The organism is Flavobacterium daejeonense DSM 17708, from assembly GCF_000425425.1.
GTDB lineage: Bacteria > Bacteroidota > Bacteroidia > Flavobacteriales > Flavobacteriaceae > Flavobacterium > Flavobacterium daejeonense.
This window is the reverse complement of sequence record NZ_AUDK01000029.1, coordinates 1-17,635: the sequence shown is the minus strand read 5'-3', so window position 1 is coordinate 17,635 and position 17,635 is coordinate 1. Positions and strand designations below refer to the sequence as shown.

The 17,635-nt window shown below is 35.4% G+C and carries 16 protein-coding genes; 3 read left to right on the top strand and 13 right to left on the bottom strand.

Going from position 1 to position 17,635, the window contains the following annotated elements:
• Window positions 1-135: 135 nt before the first annotated feature.
• On the top strand, window positions 136-1,032 hold the full coding sequence (gldA, locus tag H599_RS0116060) for a gliding motility-associated ABC transporter ATP-binding subunit GldA (protein ID WP_026715061.1): 897 nt from the start codon (window positions 136-138) through the stop codon (window positions 1,030-1,032).
• Window positions 1,033-1,129: 97 nt separating this feature from the next.
• Here gldA and metF read toward each other — a convergent pair whose 3' ends face one another.
• From metF to H599_RS0116000, 12 genes are all read right to left on the bottom strand, one after another.
• A complete protein-coding gene (gene metF, locus H599_RS0116055; protein WP_026715060.1) occupies window positions 1,130-2,083 on the bottom strand; it encodes a methylenetetrahydrofolate reductase [NAD(P)H] in 954 nt (317 codons plus the stop codon).
• A gap of 112 nt (window positions 2,084-2,195) precedes the next feature.
• Entirely contained in the window at window positions 2,196-2,504 is a 309-nt protein-coding gene (locus tag H599_RS19940; RefSeq protein WP_051590780.1) for a four helix bundle protein, read from the bottom strand.
• 78 nt (window positions 2,505-2,582) lie between these two features.
• Window positions 2,583-5,267 (bottom strand): methionine synthase, encoded by a 2,685-nt coding sequence (gene metH, locus H599_RS0116045; RefSeq protein WP_026715059.1) that lies wholly within the window; start codon window positions 5,265-5,267, stop codon window positions 2,583-2,585.
• Between the two features lie 210 nt (window positions 5,268-5,477).
• Window positions 5,478-5,744 (bottom strand): hypothetical protein, encoded by a 267-nt coding sequence (locus tag H599_RS0116040; protein ID WP_026715058.1) that lies wholly within the window; start codon window positions 5,742-5,744, stop codon window positions 5,478-5,480.
• Window positions 5,722-5,874: a hypothetical protein gene (locus H599_RS20820; RefSeq protein WP_155960805.1), complete on the bottom strand. Its 153-nt coding sequence runs from the start codon at window positions 5,872-5,874 to the stop codon at window positions 5,722-5,724. The genes H599_RS0116040 and H599_RS20820 overlap by 23 nt, the downstream gene beginning before the upstream one ends.
• 180 nt (window positions 5,875-6,054) lie before the next feature.
• On the bottom strand, window positions 6,055-7,056 hold the full coding sequence (locus tag H599_RS0116030; protein ID WP_026715057.1) for a homocysteine S-methyltransferase family protein: 1,002 nt from the start codon (window positions 7,054-7,056) through the stop codon (window positions 6,055-6,057).
• Between the two features lie 367 nt (window positions 7,057-7,423).
• Window positions 7,424-8,476 (bottom strand): NAD(P)/FAD-dependent oxidoreductase, encoded by a 1,053-nt coding sequence (locus H599_RS0116025; protein ID WP_026715056.1) that lies wholly within the window; start codon window positions 8,474-8,476, stop codon window positions 7,424-7,426.
• Window positions 8,477-8,582: 106 nt separating this feature from the next.
• Window positions 8,583-9,206 (bottom strand): precorrin-2 dehydrogenase/sirohydrochlorin ferrochelatase family protein, encoded by a 624-nt coding sequence (locus tag H599_RS0116020; protein ID WP_051590776.1) that lies wholly within the window; start codon window positions 9,204-9,206, stop codon window positions 8,583-8,585.
• Window positions 9,207-9,218: 12 nt separating this feature from the next.
• Window positions 9,219-11,309 (bottom strand): HEPN domain-containing protein, encoded by a 2,091-nt coding sequence (locus tag H599_RS0116015; protein ID WP_026715054.1) that lies wholly within the window; start codon window positions 11,307-11,309, stop codon window positions 9,219-9,221.
• 66 nt (window positions 11,310-11,375) lie between these two features.
• Window positions 11,376-12,620 carry a sulfate adenylyltransferase subunit 1 gene (locus H599_RS0116010; protein ID WP_026715053.1) on the bottom strand — a complete coding sequence of 415 codons (1,245 nt, stop codon included), beginning with the start codon at window positions 12,618-12,620 and terminating at the stop codon, window positions 11,376-11,378.
• Window positions 12,621-12,728: 108 nt separating this feature from the next.
• Window positions 12,729-13,628 (bottom strand): sulfate adenylyltransferase subunit CysD, encoded by a 900-nt coding sequence (cysD, locus tag H599_RS0116005; RefSeq protein ID WP_026715052.1) that lies wholly within the window; start codon window positions 13,626-13,628, stop codon window positions 12,729-12,731.
• Window positions 13,629-13,708: 80 nt separating this feature from the next.
• Window positions 13,709-14,410 (bottom strand): phosphoadenylyl-sulfate reductase, encoded by a 702-nt coding sequence (locus tag H599_RS0116000; RefSeq protein ID WP_026715051.1) that lies wholly within the window; start codon window positions 14,408-14,410, stop codon window positions 13,709-13,711.
• A gap of 375 nt (window positions 14,411-14,785) precedes the next feature.
• Here H599_RS0116000 and H599_RS0115995 point away from each other — a divergent pair, with 375 nt between their 5' ends.
• Window positions 14,786-15,568: a sulfite exporter TauE/SafE family protein gene (locus H599_RS0115995; RefSeq protein ID WP_026715050.1), complete on the top strand. Its 783-nt coding sequence runs from the start codon at window positions 14,786-14,788 to the stop codon at window positions 15,566-15,568.
• A gap of 74 nt (window positions 15,569-15,642) precedes the next feature.
• Here the strand turns inward: H599_RS0115995 and H599_RS0115990 are convergent, their stop codons facing one another.
• On the bottom strand, window positions 15,643-16,053 hold the full coding sequence (locus H599_RS0115990; protein ID WP_026715049.1) for an RrF2 family transcriptional regulator: 411 nt from the start codon (window positions 16,051-16,053) through the stop codon (window positions 15,643-15,645).
• A gap of 414 nt (window positions 16,054-16,467) precedes the next feature.
• Between H599_RS0115990 and H599_RS0115985 the strand changes: the two genes are divergently transcribed.
• Window positions 16,468-17,484 carry an IS110 family RNA-guided transposase gene (locus tag H599_RS0115985; RefSeq protein ID WP_026712830.1) on the top strand — a complete coding sequence of 339 codons (1,017 nt, stop codon included), beginning with the start codon at window positions 16,468-16,470 and terminating at the stop codon, window positions 17,482-17,484.
• Window positions 17,485-17,635 lie beyond the last annotated feature (151 nt).

Below are 17,635 nucleotides of genomic sequence, written 5' to 3'. Positions count from 1 at the left end.
TCTCTACGAACTATTATTTTTAACGCTGGCAAATATATGACTAATTTCCAATTATACAAAAAAATATTCTGGTTTTTTTTCAAAAAAAACAAAGCAAAACTTTTTCTGTTTACTTTTGCATACAAATAAAAGTATATGTCAATAGAGGTCAAAAATATTTCCAAAAGTTACGGCAGTCAAAAAGCTTTGGACAACATTTCATTTTCAATACAAAAAGGAGAAATCGTTGGTTTTTTAGGTCCAAACGGAGCCGGAAAATCTACCTTAATGAAAATATTAACCACTTATCTCGCCTCTGACGAAGGAACAGCGACAGTTAACAATGAAGATGTAAGCCAAAACCCCAAAGCTGTACAGCGGTCCATTGGCTATTTACCGGAACACAATCCATTATATTTAGATTTGTACGTTAGAGAATACCTCGCCTTTAATGCTGATGTATATAAAATTCCTAAATCACGCATCAATGAAGTTATTGAACTCACCGGTTTAAATCCTGAAAGTCATAAAAAAATAGGAAAACTTTCTAAAGGCTATCGCCAAAGAGTAGGACTGGCTAATGCATTGCTGCACAATCCCGATGTTTTAATTTTAGACGAACCTACAACAGGTTTAGATCCGAATCAGATTTTAGAAATTCGAAACCTGATTAAAAATGCCGGAAAACACAAAACTGTTTTTCTTTCTACACACATCATGCAGGAGGTTGAAGCCATTTGCGATCGTGTCATTATCATCAACAAAGGAAAAATTGTTACCGATAAAAAATTAGACAACCTCGTAAGTGAACAAAATGAACAAGTTATTGAGGTTGAATTTGATTATAAAATCGAAGAACAGCTTATTGCTAAAATTGAAAACTTAATTTCTTTCAAAAACATTCACGACATGACCTGGGAACTGGTTTTTAAAACCGACAAAGATATGCGCCCGGCAGTTTTTGATTTTGCCAATGAAAACGGATTAAGAACTCTTCAACTGAATCAAAAGAATAAAAATCTGGAAGCAGTATTTAGAGAAATTACTAAATAAGTATTCAGAATTCAGAATTTAGTATTCAGTTTACAGCAACAAAAAAGCATCGCTCCTACTAAGAACGATGCTTTTTCAGTTTATTATTTTAGAAAAACTAAAAAACCTGACTGGCAATCTGATAAATATTATCTGATTTTCCCATCGAATAATAATGCACACAAGGCACTCCAAATTCAATCAGCTCTTTCGATTGCTGTATTGCGAACTCTACACCTATCTGACGAACAGCAGCATTATCTTTAGCGTTTTCAATAGCATGAATTAATTCCTGTGGCATATCCAGCCAAAAAACCTGTGGTAACAATTGCAAATGGCGTTTCACCGCAACAGGTTTAATACCTGGGATAATTGGCACATTAATCCCTATAGTACGAGCCGCTTCCACAAATTTAAAATAACGCTGATTGTCAAAAAACATCTGGGTTACAATATAATCAGCACCTGCATCTACTTTTTCTTTCAATCTTTTCAAATCAGCTTCTAAACTAGGTGCTTCAATATGTTTTTCAGGGTATCCCGCCACACCCACACAAAAATCAGGTGCATTAGCAATAGGCAATTCACCATGCAAAAACTTTCCAGCATTCATCGCTTTGATTTGTCTAACCAAATCCACTGCGTAATGATTTCCGCCCACAGTTGGCTCAAAATATTTCTCCCCTTTCATTGGGTCTCCACGTAAAGCAACTAAATTATCAATACCTAAATAATGACAATCCACCAATAAATATTCTGTTTCTTCCTTAGTAAACCCTCCACACAACACATGCGGAATAGCATCTACACCATATTTATGCTGGATAGAAGCACAAATCCCAACTGTTCCCGGACGCATTCGAGTAATACGACGATCAAAAAGTCCGTCTTTTTCAATATACACATACTCTTCTCTCGAAGTAGTTACATCTATAAAAGGAGGTTTAAACTCCATCAACGGATCGATATTTACATACAATTCATTAATGTTACTCCCTTTTTGTGGCGGGACAATTTCAAATGAGAATAAAGGTTTCCCTTTTGCTTTTTCTAAGTGCTCTGTTACTTTCATTTCTTTATAGTTGGTCGTTGATGGTTGATTGTTGATAGTTAAAACCACAACTACACATCATTAACTAAATTTTACTCTTATAATAATTTATAAATCCGTTTAATAATTTTTTTCAATTCTGAATCTGTTCTATAGCAACATTAAAATTATAAACATCAATATAATGCTGATCTAAAGCTAAATAATATTGAGTCTCTAACTCATATAATGAACCCCTTGAAATATGTAAAAACTGCAATGTATCTTTAGATATTTGCCTTCCACATCCTTCAGCTATATTTGAGGGTATCGAAATAGCAGCTCTCCGCATTTGATTAGTTAAACCAAACATTTCTTCTTTTGGAAATAACTTAGAAGATTCATACAACAGATTGACAAGTTTTCTTGCTTCAATCCAAACTTCTAATTTATTATAATCCATATTTGTAGTTGTTAGTTGATTGTTGCTGGTTGTCCGTTTTAATCTATCAACTAAAAACGCGAACAACCAGCAACTAATTTAATCTGCTATATTAGGACTTAGCCATTTTGAGGCCAGGTCAGTTGAAATACTTCTGCGTTTGGCGTAATCAACTACCTGATCTTCTTTTATTTTTCCAAGTCCGAAATACCTACTACCCGGATTGGCAAAATAATATCCGGAAACTGATGCTGCCGGCCACATTGCCATACTTTCGGTCAAAGTTACTCCGATTTTTTCTTCGACATTTAAAAGCTTCCAAATCGTTGGTTTTTCCAAATGATCCGGACAGGCCGGATAGCCCGGAGCAGGACGAATTCCTTTATAGTTTTCTTTGATTAATTCTTCATTAGTCAAAGATTCTTCGGCATCATAACCCCAAAATTCTTTGCGCACTTTTTCATGCAAATATTCCGCAAAAGCTTCAGCCAAACGATCCGCCAGAGCTTTTACCATAATCGAATTGTAATCATCCAAATTATCACGGTACTCATCAGCCCATTCGTCAACTCCAAAACCAGTTGTCACACAAAAAGCCCCCATATAATCGATCACTTCATTGTCTTTTGGCGCAATAAAATCCGCCAAAGCAATATTTGGTGCTCCTTTAGTTTTTTGGGATTGCTGACGCAAAGTCAGGAATTTTTCCAATTCTTTTCCGTTTTCATCATACAATTGGATATCATCATCATTTACCTGATTCGCCGGATAAATTCCGTAGATTCCTTTGGCTACAAATTTTTTCTCTTTCAAGATTACTTCTAACATAGCTTTTGCATCCGCAAAAACTGAAGAAGCTTGTTCTCCTACTACCTCATCTGTCAAGATAGCCGGATATTTTCCGTATAACTCCCATGTTTGAAAAAATGGCGTCCAGTCAATATAAGGAACCAAGACATCCAAAGCTACTTCCATGCTTTTAGATCCAATAAAATTTGGTTTTTTAGGCGCATAATCTGCCCAATCCAATTGTAATTTATTTTTACGGGCATCTTCAATCGACAAGAAATTTTTATCTCTTGAACGATTTAAAAATGACTCTCTAAAAACATCATACTCTTGTCGAATACCGTTCATATAAGCTTCTTTATTCTGATCCAATAAATTTCCTGCTACCGTTACTGCTCGCGAAGCATCGTTCACATGTATCGCAGTAGCCCTGTATTGTGGTGCAATTTTCACGGCTGTATGTGCACGCGAAGTAGTTGCTCCACCAATCATTATTGGGATTGTCATGTTTCTTTTATCCAGTTCTTTGGCTAAAAACACCATTTCGTCCAGCGAAGGTGTAATCAGTCCGCTCAAACCGATAATATCCACTTCATGTTCTAAAGCTGCAGCAATAATTTTTTCAGGCGGAACCATCACCCCAAGGTCAATGATTTCGTAATTATTACAAGCCAATACCACCGAAACAATATTTTTTCCAATATCATGCACGTCCCCTTTTACGGTTGCCATTAATATTTTTCCGTTTCCTTCTTTATCACCGGCCTGTTTTGAAGCTTCAATAAATGGCAATAAATAAGCCACGGCTTTTTTCATTACACGTGCCGATTTTACCACCTGTGGCAAAAACATTTTTCCACTTCCGAATAAATCCCCAACAACATTCATCCCCGCCATTAAGTTGATTTCGATTACTTCGATAGGTTTTGTTGCTGCTAAACGGGCTTCTTCCACATCTTCTTCAATAAAAGCGTCAATTCCTTTTACTAATGAATGCGTAATTCGTTCCTGTACCGTTCCTGAACGCCATTCCTGCACTTCAGCTTCGGTATTTTTAGAACCCGTTCCTTTTACACTTTCAGCAAAATCCAATAAACGTTCCGTAGCATCATCACGTCTGTTCAAAATTACATCTTCAACATGTTCCAATAAATCTTTTGGAATATCATCATAAATAGTCAACATCTCCGGATTCACAATTCCCATTGTCATTCCGTTTTTGATAGCATGATACAAGAAAACCGAATGCATCGCTTCACGCACCACATCATTTCCTCTAAAAGAAAAAGAAACGTTACTCACTCCTCCACTGATGTGTGCATGTGGTAAATTTTCACGAACCCATTTAGTTCCTCTGAAGAAATCCAAAGCATTCAAACGGTGTTCTTCCATTCCGGTCGCAACTGGAAATATATTCAAATCGAAAATAATATCCTGCGGCGGAAAGTGAACTTTGTTTACCAAAATATCATACGAACGTTGACAGATTTCGACTCTTCGATCGTAATTATCAGCCTGACCTACTTCGTCAAAAGCCATCACAATTACCGCCGCTCCATAGCGTTTGATTAATTGGGCGTGGTGAATAAAAGCTTCTTCTCCTTCTTTTAACGAAATCGAGTTTACCACACATTTTCCCTGTACTACTTTCAATCCGGCTTCAATAATGTGCCATTTCGAACTGTCAATCATAATAGGTACACGGGCAATATCCGGTTCGGCAGCAATAAGGTTTAAGAATTTCACCATTGCATATTCACCATCAAGCATTCCCTCATCCATATTAATATCGATGATTTGTGCTCCACCTTCTACCTGCTGTCTGGCGATATCTAAGGCTTCATCGTATTTTTCTTCTTTGATTAAACGAAGAAATTTTCTGGAACCTGTTACATTGGTACGCTCACCTATGTTTACAAAAACACTCTCCGGCGTAATAATTAACGGTTCTAATCCCGATAAAACTAAATTTCTTCTTGCTTCTGCTTCTGCCATTTTATTTTTTTATTTTTATTCGTCCAAGTCATTGCGAGTTCCGATAACTATCGGAACGAAGCAATCTCACTATCGACATCATCTTTTTGTCTTCCAAGACAAAGCTGACTTTTATATTTTTTTCATGCAGTCCCGATAACTATCGGGAGCAGATAGAGCAAATTTCTTATCTGCTAAAATCAGCTGAATCTGCGTGATTTATTTTATAATTTAGCGAAAAAGCAAAATATCTTTTATCTCCAAAAATATATTATAATCACTTAAACCTAAATTCTTTAAATTTTCATTTATTATACTCTTCATTTCATAATAATTATCATGATATGTTTGAGATAATATGATAATCTTCTTATTGTTTTTTACTAAATATAAATATTCATAGTCTTCATATTTCCCTTTTAAATGTCTAATTTGAAAACCATCAAAATCTTGAAAGCGAAACATTTCCTTAAACTTAAAAAAAGTTTTTTTTTTCAATTTTATTTTTAACAATTGTAATCTCAACTACTTTATTTCTAAATTCATGTAACAAACCTAAAGCAAATGCTAAACACATAAATACAGGCAGATATATTTCATCTAAAATATTTTCCTTAATTGGTTTCATTAACACATCAATTAATCCAACTAAACCAACTGAAAAAAATACAAATAAAATTGATGGAATTAAAAATGCTCTGTAATTAAATTTGGTTTTATCATATTAAACTCAAAATATTTCTTACTAGAATTCATTAAAAAAGTAATTATTAAATATTCTTCATCAAAAGATTCTAAATTGAAAAAATTACAAACTCGCCGTCGAAACCCTTGGTTTATAATCCTTAGCGATATCTGCAATTAATCGGATATGATCTGGCGTTGTACCACAACATCCTCCAATAATATTCACTAAATTATCATCCAGATAACTCTTAATTTGTGCCTGCATTTCCTGTGGTGTTTCATCATATTCACCAAAAGCATTTGGCAATCCTGCATTAGGATGTGCTGAAACGTTAAAAGATGTATGTGAAGACAAGGTTTGTAAATAAGGTTTCAACAAATCGGCTCCTAAAGCGCAATTGAAACCAACACTCAACAACGGAATATGGGATACTGAAATCAGAAAAGCTTCCACCGTTTGTCCGGAAAGTGTTCTTCCTGAAGCATCGGTAATCGTTCCTGAAACCATGATTGGAATATCAATCCCTCGTTCTTCTTTTACTTCTTCGATAGCAAAAAGAGCTGCTTTGGCATTTAAAGTATCAAAAATCGTTTCTACCAATAACAAGTCGCATCCTCCATCCATCAAAGCTTCAACTTGTTGTTTGTAAGCAATACGCAAATCATCAAAAGTTACGGCTCTGTATCCCGGGTCATTCACATCTGGCGACATCGATGCTGTACGGTTTGTTGGTCCGATAGAACCTGCTACAAAACGTGGTTTTTCAGGATTCTTAGCAGTGAATTCGTCAGCTACCTGGCGGGCAATTTTTGCCGATTCGTAGTTCAACTCATAAACCAAATCCTCCATGTGATAATCGGCCATACCAATTGTTGTTCCGGAGAACGTATTGGTTTCCACAATATCGGCGCCTGCTTCAAAATAAGCAGCGTGAACCTCTGCGATGGCTTTAGGTTGGGTCAGCGACAATAAATCGTTGTTTCCTTTTAAAGGATGTGGAAAATCCTTGAAGCGCTCGCCTCTAAAATCTTCTTCCGAAAAATTGTAGCGTTGCAACATGGTTCCCATTGCTCCGTCGAGAACGAGTATTCTTTTTTTGATTTCTTCCTGAATGCTTGGCATAACTTATTTTTTTGCCGCAAAGGCTCTAAGGCACTAAGCTTTGTTTTTTATCTATTTCCTTAAAATCACTTCTGTTAGCTCTTTAGCCCTGATGGAAGCGATTATCCTATTGTATTGCGACAAGCGAATACAATAGATAGTAGCGAACAGCAGGAATCCATCTTTACTGAAAAATCCTTATGTTTCGCTCCTAATTATTTTCCAAATTTGGAAATGCAAAGTAAAGCAATAGCCTTACCACTTGCAAGTGTTTTTTTTAAGTTGCTATCCCGAAATTTCGGGACTAAGTAGCTGAGATTCTAAGTAAAAAAGGTTCTGAATTTCTAACTTAGAAACTCAGAACCTCAGCAACTTAATAACTTTTATCTTAGTTTATCGCTTTTACAACCGCTTTTGGTGCTTCTTTACGAGTTCCGTCAAATCCGTCAACTCCTGATACGGTAGTATATTTCAATACATAACGTTTTCCAGGGTTAACGATTTGGTAAGCTGCCTGACACATCAAAGTTGCTTCGTGGAAACCACAAAGGATTAACTTCAATTTCCCCGGATAGGTATTGATATCTCCGATAGCGAAGATTCCAGGAATATTCGTTTGATAATCCAAAGCATTGTTTACTTTGATGGCGTTTTTCTCGATTTCTAATCCCCAGTTTCCGATAGGTCCTAATTTAGGAGTCAATCCGAAAAGCGGAATAAAATAATCACATGGAATGTTACGGTGTGCTCCGTTTTCATCTAAATCTACTGATTCTACGTGCTCTGCCCCGTTGATTCCTACTACCTCAGCAGGAGTAATCAAGTGAATTTTACCTTTATCTTTTAATTCCTGAACTTTTTCAACAGAATCCAAAGCCCCACGGAATTCATTACGACGGTGTACTAAAGTTACTTCTGAAGCTACATCAGCTAAGAAAATACTCCAATCTAAAGCTGAATCTCCTCCTCCGGCGATAACCACACGTTTGTCTCTGAATTCTTCCGGATTCTTGATAAAGTATTTTACTCCTTTATTTTCGTAGAATTCGATATCCTCGATTAACGGTTTACGAGGCTCAAAACTTCCTAAACCACCCGCAATAGCAATTACTTTGGCATGGAATTCAGTACCTTCATTTGAAGTTACGATAAACGAACCGTCTTCTTGTTTAACAATAGTTTCAGCACGTTCTCCCAAAGTAAAACCTGGTTCAAACTGCTTAATTTGTTCCATTAAGTTATCTACTAAATCTCCTGCTAAAACCTCTGGAAATCCAGGAATATCATAGATTGGTTTTTTAGGATACAACTCAGCCAACTGACCTCCGGGTTGTGGCAAAGCATCCAGGATATGACATTTTAATTTCAATAATCCTGCTTCAAAAACGGCAAATAAACCAGTTGGACCGGCTCCTATTATAAGGATATCTGTTTCAATCATTTTTCAAATTATTTATAATCATTCTCGATAACAACAAAGAAACGAATTTTATTAGACCTAATAAATGACAATAATCATTAGTTTCTAAGAAATTATCTTTTTTTATTTATTTTTTTAAACTAGCGGTGATTTCATTCATTTTTTGAACCTTGTCTTCAAAATCACCTTTTAAGGTTTTTCGATATTCGTTGAGATTTTGCACCATTTCATTGATGTCCTCCGGAATTACTTCTTCAAAAAACTCTCTCAAACGCTTGGCCGTTGTAGGCGATTTTCCATTAGTTGAGATGGCAATTTTTACATTTCCTTTGGTTACAATACCTCCTAAATAATAATCACATAAATCAGGGGTATCGGCAATATTGCAAATTAAATATCTTTTACGCGACAATGTATAGACGCGTTTATTGACCTTTAAATCATTGGTACAGGCAATGACCATATGGCGCTTTTTGAGCATTCTTTTCCTGAACTTTTTCTCGGTAAGCCTGACCCTAGGATGTGCTTCGGCAAGAGAAACCAATTCAGAAATAAACGTTGGAGCTACCACTTCGACCTTTGCATTAGGACTCGATTTAAGCAAAAAAGATAACTTTTCTAAACCCACATTTCCGCCGCCTACTATCAGCACGCTTAGGTTATGCAGTTTCAAAAATATCGGATACAACTCGTTGCGTTCCTGCTCCTGAGATTGTAAATCGGCCTGATTGTTATCTGTTTTCTCGCTCATGATTTTTCAGGATTATGCTTTGGCTAAATCTTCAGCACGGTAAGCTTCAATAGCTTCAAAAAACGAAGCGGCACTTTGAATGTATTGTTTTGCAAAGGCTTCTGTTGGCTCATTTTTATTGATTTGGTACACTAATTCTCTGAAAGTAGTTCCCAATTCAATTTTATTTGATTCAACAAAAACGCTATCAAAAGAATCTACGATTCCGGCATGCGTATTTGTTTTTTGTTTTTCTGCCAACAATAAAGCTTTAGCTCCGTTTACAAATCCGGCATAAGCCAAATAAATAGCATCTGCCCATTTTTGCTCGTTGAAAGCTTCGTTAGCAAAATCGATTTTTTCTTTAGCTTCGAATAACAAAGTAGCTACTAAGTCGATTACTACTCCGGCACATTCTCCAACACCAACAGCTTTTACATAGTTGTCGGCATTACCCCAATCCACAAAATCAGCTTCGGTAAGATTGGTTACATCTGCTAAAGGTTTCAAGAATTCGTAGAAATATTTTTCTCCTTTGGCATCATAATAATCTAAGAATTTAGCTCCGTTAGCATTGGCTTCAAAATCATTTAAGATTAAACGCAAAGCTTCAGGACCACGACGGCTAGGAATTTTGATTACTTTATCGGCAAAACGACCGTTTCCGTTTTCTAAATTTCCTCCGCCTAACAACACTTGTAAAGCCGGCGCTACTAATTTCCCTGAATTGATTGACATTCCCTGGAAACCAATTTCAGCCATATTATGTTGTCCACAGGCATTCATACACCCACTAATTTTGATAGCGATGTCAGTATTATTAAGGTATTGTGGATATTCTGTTTTCAACACTCTTTCTAACTCATCAGCGATACCCGTGCTACTGGCGATACCCAAATTACAAGTATCTGTACCCGGACAAGCTGTAATATCACCAATAGTATTGTAACCTAAAGAAACCATATCTAATTTGGCTAATTCCTGATAGAAGAATGGTAAATTTTCTTCTTTAATATTACGGATTACAATATTTTGACGTAATGAAAAACGCAATTCATTAGCTCCGTAGTTTTTAATCAAATCAGCTAATAATCTTGCTTTATCAATGTAAAAATCACCTAAAAGTATTTTTACACCTATCGCCACATAACCAGCTTGTTTTTGAGCAATCACATTCGATTTTTTCCAGGCTTCATAAGCTGCAACATCTTCGATAGTTACTGTTGGCACTTCTAATAAAGGCTCAGTAATTGGTCCTTCGAAAGCAGTCGTATCAATTTCGTAAGAATGGAAAGGCAAAGCTTTTTTCTCTTCTTCTACCAAACGTAAAAATTCGTCACGACCTAAATCTTTGATTAAGAATTTCAAACGCGCTTTTAATCGTTTTGCTCTTTCACCATAACGATCAAAAATACGAATTACACCTTCAGCAGTTGGGATAATTTGATTCACCGGAACGAACTCAGAAAGTAATTCAGCGTGAGAAGGCTGAGAACCTAATCCTCCACCTAACATTACTTTGAACCCTTTTTGTCCGTCAACAATTTTAGGAATAAATCCTAAATCGTGTAAATAACTCAAAGCAGAATCTTTCTCTGAAGAAGAGAACGAAATTTTGAATTTACGTCCCATTTCCTGACAGATAGGGTTACGCAATAAATATTGGAACAAAGCGTGCGCATAAGGAGTCACATCAAATGGTTCATCAACATCTACGCCTGCTAATTCACTTCCTGTAATATTACGAACGGTGTTTCCACAAGCCTCTCTTAAAGTAATATCATCTTTAGCCAAATCAGCCCAAAGTTCAGGAGTTCTGTCTAAACTCACGTAGTGAATTTGAATATCCTGACGTGTAGTAATATGTAAACGACCTGTAGAATATTTTTCTGAAACATCCGTAATTCTTCTTAATTGCTCACTGGTAACTTTTCCGTAAGGCAATTTGATACGAATCATTTGTACACCTTCCTGACGTTGCCCGTAAATACCACGAGCCAGACGAAGACTACGAAAACGCTCGTCATCTATTTTTCCTCCTCGGAAGGCGTGAATTTTTTTCTCTAAATCGATAATCTCTTTTTGGACAATCGGATTTTCTATTTCTGTTCTAAAACTTTCCATTTCTTTTTCTTTTACCATTTACTGCTCATACCTTCAGCGCATGGTTATTAATTTTACCTGCTAAAATTATCTAATAAACCCTACTCCTGCAGTTGTATTAGTTGTTGGATCAATTAAGATAAAAGCTCCGTTTGATTTGTTTACATCATAAGCATCAAAATACAAAGCTTTGCTTAATTTAATACTTACTTCTCCAATTTCATTAATAGCTAATTGTGAAGCCGGAGTAGTTCCTGAATAATCAGTAGCAATTACATTATTGATACTGTCCACCTTCGCCAACACTCTATTTGTATTATGTTGTACCAAATATTTAGTTCCGGGAACTAATTTTTTGCTGTCCATCCAGCAAACTGTTGTCGTGATTTCTTTCTCTACTCTTGGCAATTCGTTTGATTTTACAATCATATCACCACGAGTTACATTGATATCATTTTCTAATTCGATAATGATTGAAGAACCAGCAGCTGCTTCATCAAATTGTTGATCAAAGAAATGAATGTTACTCACCTTAGATTCTGTCAAAGAAGGCAAAACAGTTACTGCATCACCCACTTTAATATTGTTTCCGTATAATTTTCCGGCATAACCTCTAAAGTCATGGTATTCTTCCGTTTTAGGACGAATAACCGTTTGAACAGGGAAACGAGTTTTTCCGGTATCATAAATATCTTTTGATTCTAAAGCTTCTAAGTGTTGCAAAATAGTTTGTCCAGTGTACCAAGGCATTTTCCCTAATGAATCCACCACGTTATCTCCTGTTAAAGCACTTAAAGGAATATAGCTAACGTTTTGCTCTTTATAATCACTTTTTGCATTCAATGCCTGGAAGTCGGCTTTGATTTTGTTGAACACTTCTTCTGAATAGTCCACTAAATCCATTTTGTTTACCGCAACAATCACATCTTTTACTCTCAATAAATTATTGATAAAAAAGTGACGATAGGTTTGCTCAATTACTCCTTTACGGGCATCAATCAAAATAATAGACACCTGAGAAGTTGAAGCTCCTGTAACCATGTTACGCGTATATTCTACGTGCCCCGGAGTATCGGCGATAATATAACTTTTCTTAGCTGTAGAAAAATAAATATGCGCTACATCGATAGTAATTCCTTGCTCTCTCTCGGCAACTAATCCGTCAGTTGCCAAAGAAAAATCTAAATAATCATATCCTTTTTGCTTACTGCTTCTTTCGATTGCTTCTAATTTATCCGTTGTTAACGATTGTGTATCGTATAATAATCTTCCGATTAACGTACTCTTCCCGTCATCTACACTTCCTGCTGTTGCTATTTTTAAAACTTCCATCTTACTTTTTTGTTTCAGGTTTAAAGTTTCAGGTTATTTGAAAACTTAAATCTGTATATTTTTTTGATTCTTCTAACTTCTAACTCTTAACTTCTAACTTCTAACTTATTAAAAGTATCCTTGTTGCTTTCTTTTCTCCATCGCTGCTTCTGAACGTTTGTCATCAATACGTGCTCCACGCTCAGAAATAGTAGATTGTCTGATTTCCCCAACAACCTCTGCGATAGTTCCTGCATAAGATTCAACAGCAGCAGTACAACTCATATCTCCTACAGTTCTAAAACGAACCACTCTTTCTTCTACCACTTCATCTTCATCCTGATAAACGAATGGTGAGTGAGACCAAATCATTCCGTCTCTTACAAATACTTTACGTTTGTGAGAGAAATAAATAGAAGGAATTTCAATTTGCTCCTGCTCGATATAACTCCAAACGTCTAATTCTGTCCAGTTAGAAATTGGGAATACACGAACGTTTTGCCCCAATTCAATTTTTCCGTTTAACAAATCAAATAACTCCGGACGTTGATTTTTCTCATCCCATTGACCAAAATCATCACGAACCGAGAAAATACGCTCTTTAGCTCTAGCTTTTTCCTCATCACGACGCGCTCCACCAATACAGGCATCAAATTTAAATTCTTCGATAGCATCTAAAAGTGTTGTAGTTTGCAAACTGTTTCTACTGGCGTAACGCCCAGTTTCTTCTACTACTTTACCTTGATCGATAGCATCCTGAACATTACGAACGATTAATTCTAATCCTAATTCTTCAACTAATTTATCTCTAAAAGCAATAGTTTCAGGGAAGTTGTGTCCTGTATCTACGTGCAACAATGGAAAAGGAATTTTTGCAGGGAAAAAGGCTTTTTGTGCCAATCTCACCAAAGTAATCGAATCTTTTCCTCCTGAAAAAAGCAACACCGGCTTCTCAAATTGAGAAACTACTTCTCTAAATATGTAAATTGCTTCACTTTCTAAAGCATTTGTTTTTAAAACTGAACTTATCATTATGTTTATTTGGTAATTTGTTTATTTGTTTATTCGCATTTGATTTTAAACGATTAAACACACAAACGATTAAACTTCTATTTTTGGTGTAACCCGCATTCTTTGTGACTTTGTTCCCAATACCATCTTCCGGCTCTGATATCTTCTCCTTCTACGATAGCTCTGGTACATGGCGCACAACCGATACTTACAAAACCTTTTTTATGCAAACTGTTTTGAGGAACATTATGGTCATCAATATATTTTTGAACTTCCTCTAATGTCCATTTTAATAACGGATTGAATTTTAAGATTTCAAAATTAGCATCATATTCGAACAAATGCAAATTACTTCTGTTTTCCGATTGCTCGGCTCTCAAACCTGTTATCCACATTTTGTTACCAGCCAAAGCTTTTTTCAAAGGCACTACTTTACGGATAAAACAACATTCCTTTCTGTTTTCTACAGATTCAAAGAAACTATTAGGACCTTTTTTCTCCAGCAATTCCTCTACCGCTTTTGCCTCAGGAAAATACACTTTTATAGGTGTTTTGTATTTTTTTTGTGTTCTGTGAAAAACATCATAAGTCTCCTGAAACAAACGTCCTGTATCTAAAGTAAAGATCTTTACAGCAGCCCCGCTTTTTTCAATCAAATCAGTAATTACCTGATCTTCCTGACCAAAAGAGGTTGAAAAAACCACCTTATCTTTATATTCGTTTGCCAAAAAAACCAAAGTCTCTTCTATTGAAAAGTCTTTTGTTTTTTCTGTCAATATTTTAACTACATCTTCGCTCATCGCTTCTCTTTCTTTTTAATAAAACTTATTACCCTATCGGTTTAGTAGATTACTCCGCAAAAGTAATACATTTTTTCAAATTACAAAACTTATTTTGATTTTTTTCGCAAGCCAAAAATCAGGATTCTAAAACATAAAACACTACATACCAACACAAAAGAGTAAATAATAAATTTACCCCAAAAGGAAAACCACGGAGACCTTAAAAACAACTCTAACAAAATTAAATCACATTAAAAGAAGACCCGTAAAATCAGTAAAACCTATTTCAACCCGAAGCCAAAAATATTTTTTCTTAATAATTTTTTATAAATTCTACTAAATCCATAGGATTATTATAAAATAATTGTACTTTTGCATCATATAAATTTTATCATGGATATTGAAATAGGTTTTGTAATCGCCGGATTAGTAGTAGGTTTTATTGTTGGAATGACAGGTGTAGGCGGAGGTTCCTTAATGACTCCCATTTTATTATGGTTTGGTATTTCACCCACAACGGCCGTCGGAACTGATTTACTGTACGCAGCATTTACAAAAATAGGTGGTGTTTTTGTACATCATAAAAAAAACAACATCAACTGGCAAATTACAGGATGGCTTTCACTGGGAAGTGTACCAGCCGCCTTCCTTACTTTATGGATTCTTGAAAGCGTAAAGACAGACATTTCACAAATCAACACTATCATTAAATTTAGTTTAGGCTGGGCTTTACTTTTTACTTCTGTTGCTGTTTTATTTAAAAAGAAACTTTTAGTTCTTTCGCAAAAACATGCCGGCGATAAATTTCACAGTCAAAGCAGAACCCAAAATCTTTTAACTATTGCCATCGGAGTTTTACTGGGCTCAACAGTAACACTTACCTCTATTGGAGCAGGAGCTTTAGGAACAGTAACTTTATTTTTCTTATATCCACTTTTACCAACTCCAAGGCTTGTAGGAACTGAAATTGCTCACGCCGTACCCTTAACTCTTGTTGCCGGACTGGGACATGCTTCGATGGGAAATTTAGACCTTACTTTACTAAGTCAATTATTAATGGGGTCACTTCCGGGAATTTTCATCGGAAGTATGTTAAGCGGAAAAGTTCCCGACTTATTACTTAGAAATGCCATTGCAGTAATGTTATTTTTTGTGGGATACAAACTGGTTTTCTAAAATTCCATACAATCATAAAAAAAGAGCGGATTTCTCAATACAAAGAAATCCGCTCTTTTTTATAGCTATTCCATCTAGAAAGCAATATCTGCCAGACTATTATTTTCTAAAATCATCAGTGTATTATCACGTACTTCGGTCATCAGCCTTCTTACCGCACAAGTTGCTTCGTCGGTACAATCATCGCATGGCTCGTAGAAATTATGACTGGCACAAGGTAATAGCGCAATAGGCCCTTCCAGAATGCGGTACACCTTTGCCATATTAATATCCTTAGGTTCTTTGATTAAATAATAACCACCGCCTTTCCCTTTTTTAGCACCTAAAAAACCTGAATGACGCAAAAGTAACAAGATACTTTCTAAAAATTTTATCGAAATATTTTGAGACATTGCAATGTCAGCAATAGCCACAGGAGTTTGATCTTCCTGGCGCGCCAAAAAAGTCAAGGCTTTAATTCCGTATTTTGTTTTCTTTGAAAGCATTTTGATTTTTGATTGCTAAATAGCGATAATAGATTTCGGTTTTAAAAAAACGGATTTAACCATTGCATAAAAACAAAAATATGTTTTTTAAATTAATAAACATAAAAAAACAAATTTTGATTTTAAGAAAATCTAAAATCAATCCCGATAGCTCCTATGTTTGCGTTGTAAAAATAATTTGATCTCGAAGATGTATATTTGGATATAATGAAGTGAAAAGGATGAGAGCATACCGATGGCTAAATAACTCCAGAAGTATATTGTCCGATAGATAATGCCTCATTCTTTTTATCTTTTAGAGTCTGAACAGAATGTAAGGAACTACGCAAGTCGTATTATCCAGAATATCCAACCAGGAGAAAAGACGAAGGAAGATTCATCACTTTATAATATTATATTTAAAATTAAGAAGTTATGAAACTTTTAAAACAGGTATTAGGAATTGATGTAGCTCAAAAAGAATTAGTGGTCACATTAGGGAGGCTGTATGAGGATCTGAAAATCGAATTATACGCCTATAATGTTTTTAAAAATACCGAAAATGGATTTTTAAAACTTTCAGAATGGGTAAGTAAGCTAACAGACAAAGAAATAAAAGTACTTTATGTTATGGAAGCCACAGGTGTTTATCACCAAAAGTTTGCCTATTATCTCGATGAAAAACAAGAGGATTTGAGTATTGTGTTGCCTAATAAAATCAGTAATTATATGAGAACATTAGACATCAAAACAATTACAGACAAAACGTGTTCAGAGGCAATCGCTAGATTCGGATTGGAAAGAAAATTAGAGAATTGGAAAAAACCAAAAGATATACATAGAGTACTAAAGCAACTTACACGTGAACGTCGTCAAATTACAGACGAGAGAACAATCGTAAAAAACCAATTACATGCAGAAGAAACCGAAGCAATACCTCATTTTTCTACTATTGAACGGTTGAAAAAAAGAATATATTTTCTGAATACACTTGAAAAAGAAATTAAAAATGAGATTAAAAGTATTGTAAAAGAACATAAGGAGCTTACGATTGATATTACTAATATTTGTACAATTCCAGGTGTTTCAATATTGACAGCGGCAACTGTTATTGGTGAAACTAACGGATTTGAGCTGATACGAAGTAAAAAACAATTGACCAGTTACGCAGGATTGGATGTGGTTGAAAAACAGTCAGGAACGTCTGTAAAAGGCAAACCGAAAATATCGAAGAAAGGAAATCGATATTTGAGAAGTGCTTTACATTTACCGGCACTTAGCACGATAAAATGGAATGATAACTTTCGAGATCAATACGCAAGAATAGTAGCAAAACACGGAATTAAAATGAAAGCATGCGTGTCTGTACAGAGAAAATTATTGGAACTGATATATGTTATTTATAAAAACAAAACAGTATATGACAAGGGGTATGAATTAAAAAAAAAATAGCGTGCTAGCACAAAAGGCATAAACACGCTATACAGTCTGGCTCTAAGACCGACTTAGACGACAAAATTAAGAATATTAAACATAGAAAAGGCTTCCCGATGAAAATAAAATTTAGTTTTATTAGGAAATCAACACAGAATCTATCGGGACG

What these genes read in the sequence shown, in the direction of transcription:
- gldA (WP_026715061.1), top strand. Translation starts at nt 136, where the DNA reads ATGTCAATAGAGGTCAAAAATATTTCCAAAAGTTACGGCAGTCAAAAA.
- metF (WP_026715060.1), bottom strand. Translation starts at nt 2,083, where the DNA reads ATGAAAGTAACAGAGCACTTAGAAAAAGCAAAAGGGAAACCTTTATTC.
- H599_RS19940 (WP_051590780.1), bottom strand. Translation starts at nt 2,504, where the DNA reads ATGGATTATAATAAATTAGAAGTTTGGATTGAAGCAAGAAAACTTGTC.
- metH (WP_026715059.1), bottom strand. Translation starts at nt 5,267, where the DNA reads ATGGCAGAAGCAGAAGCAAGAAGAAATTTAGTTTTATCGGGATTAGAA.
- H599_RS20820 (WP_155960805.1), bottom strand. Translation starts at nt 5,874, where the DNA reads ATGAAACCAATTAAGGAAAATATTTTAGATGAAATATATCTGCCTGTA.
- H599_RS0116030 (WP_026715057.1), bottom strand. Translation starts at nt 7,056, where the DNA reads ATGCCAAGCATTCAGGAAGAAATCAAAAAAAGAATACTCGTTCTCGAC.
- H599_RS0116025 (WP_026715056.1), bottom strand. Translation starts at nt 8,476, where the DNA reads ATGATTGAAACAGATATCCTTATAATAGGAGCCGGTCCAACTGGTTTA.
- H599_RS0116020 (WP_051590776.1), bottom strand. Translation starts at nt 9,206, where the DNA reads ATGAGCGAGAAAACAGATAACAATCAGGCCGATTTACAATCTCAGGAG.
- H599_RS0116015 (WP_026715054.1), bottom strand. Translation starts at nt 11,309, where the DNA reads ATGGAAAGTTTTAGAACAGAAATAGAAAATCCGATTGTCCAAAAAGAG.
- H599_RS0116010 (WP_026715053.1), bottom strand. Translation starts at nt 12,620, where the DNA reads ATGGAAGTTTTAAAAATAGCAACAGCAGGAAGTGTAGATGACGGGAAG.
- H599_RS0116000 (WP_026715051.1), bottom strand. Translation starts at nt 14,410, where the DNA reads ATGAGCGAAGATGTAGTTAAAATATTGACAGAAAAAACAAAAGACTTT.
- H599_RS0115995 (WP_026715050.1), top strand. Translation starts at nt 14,786, where the DNA reads ATGGATATTGAAATAGGTTTTGTAATCGCCGGATTAGTAGTAGGTTTT.
- H599_RS0115990 (WP_026715049.1), bottom strand. Translation starts at nt 16,053, where the DNA reads ATGCTTTCAAAGAAAACAAAATACGGAATTAAAGCCTTGACTTTTTTG.
- H599_RS0115985 (WP_026712830.1), top strand. Translation starts at nt 16,468, where the DNA reads ATGAAACTTTTAAAACAGGTATTAGGAATTGATGTAGCTCAAAAAGAA.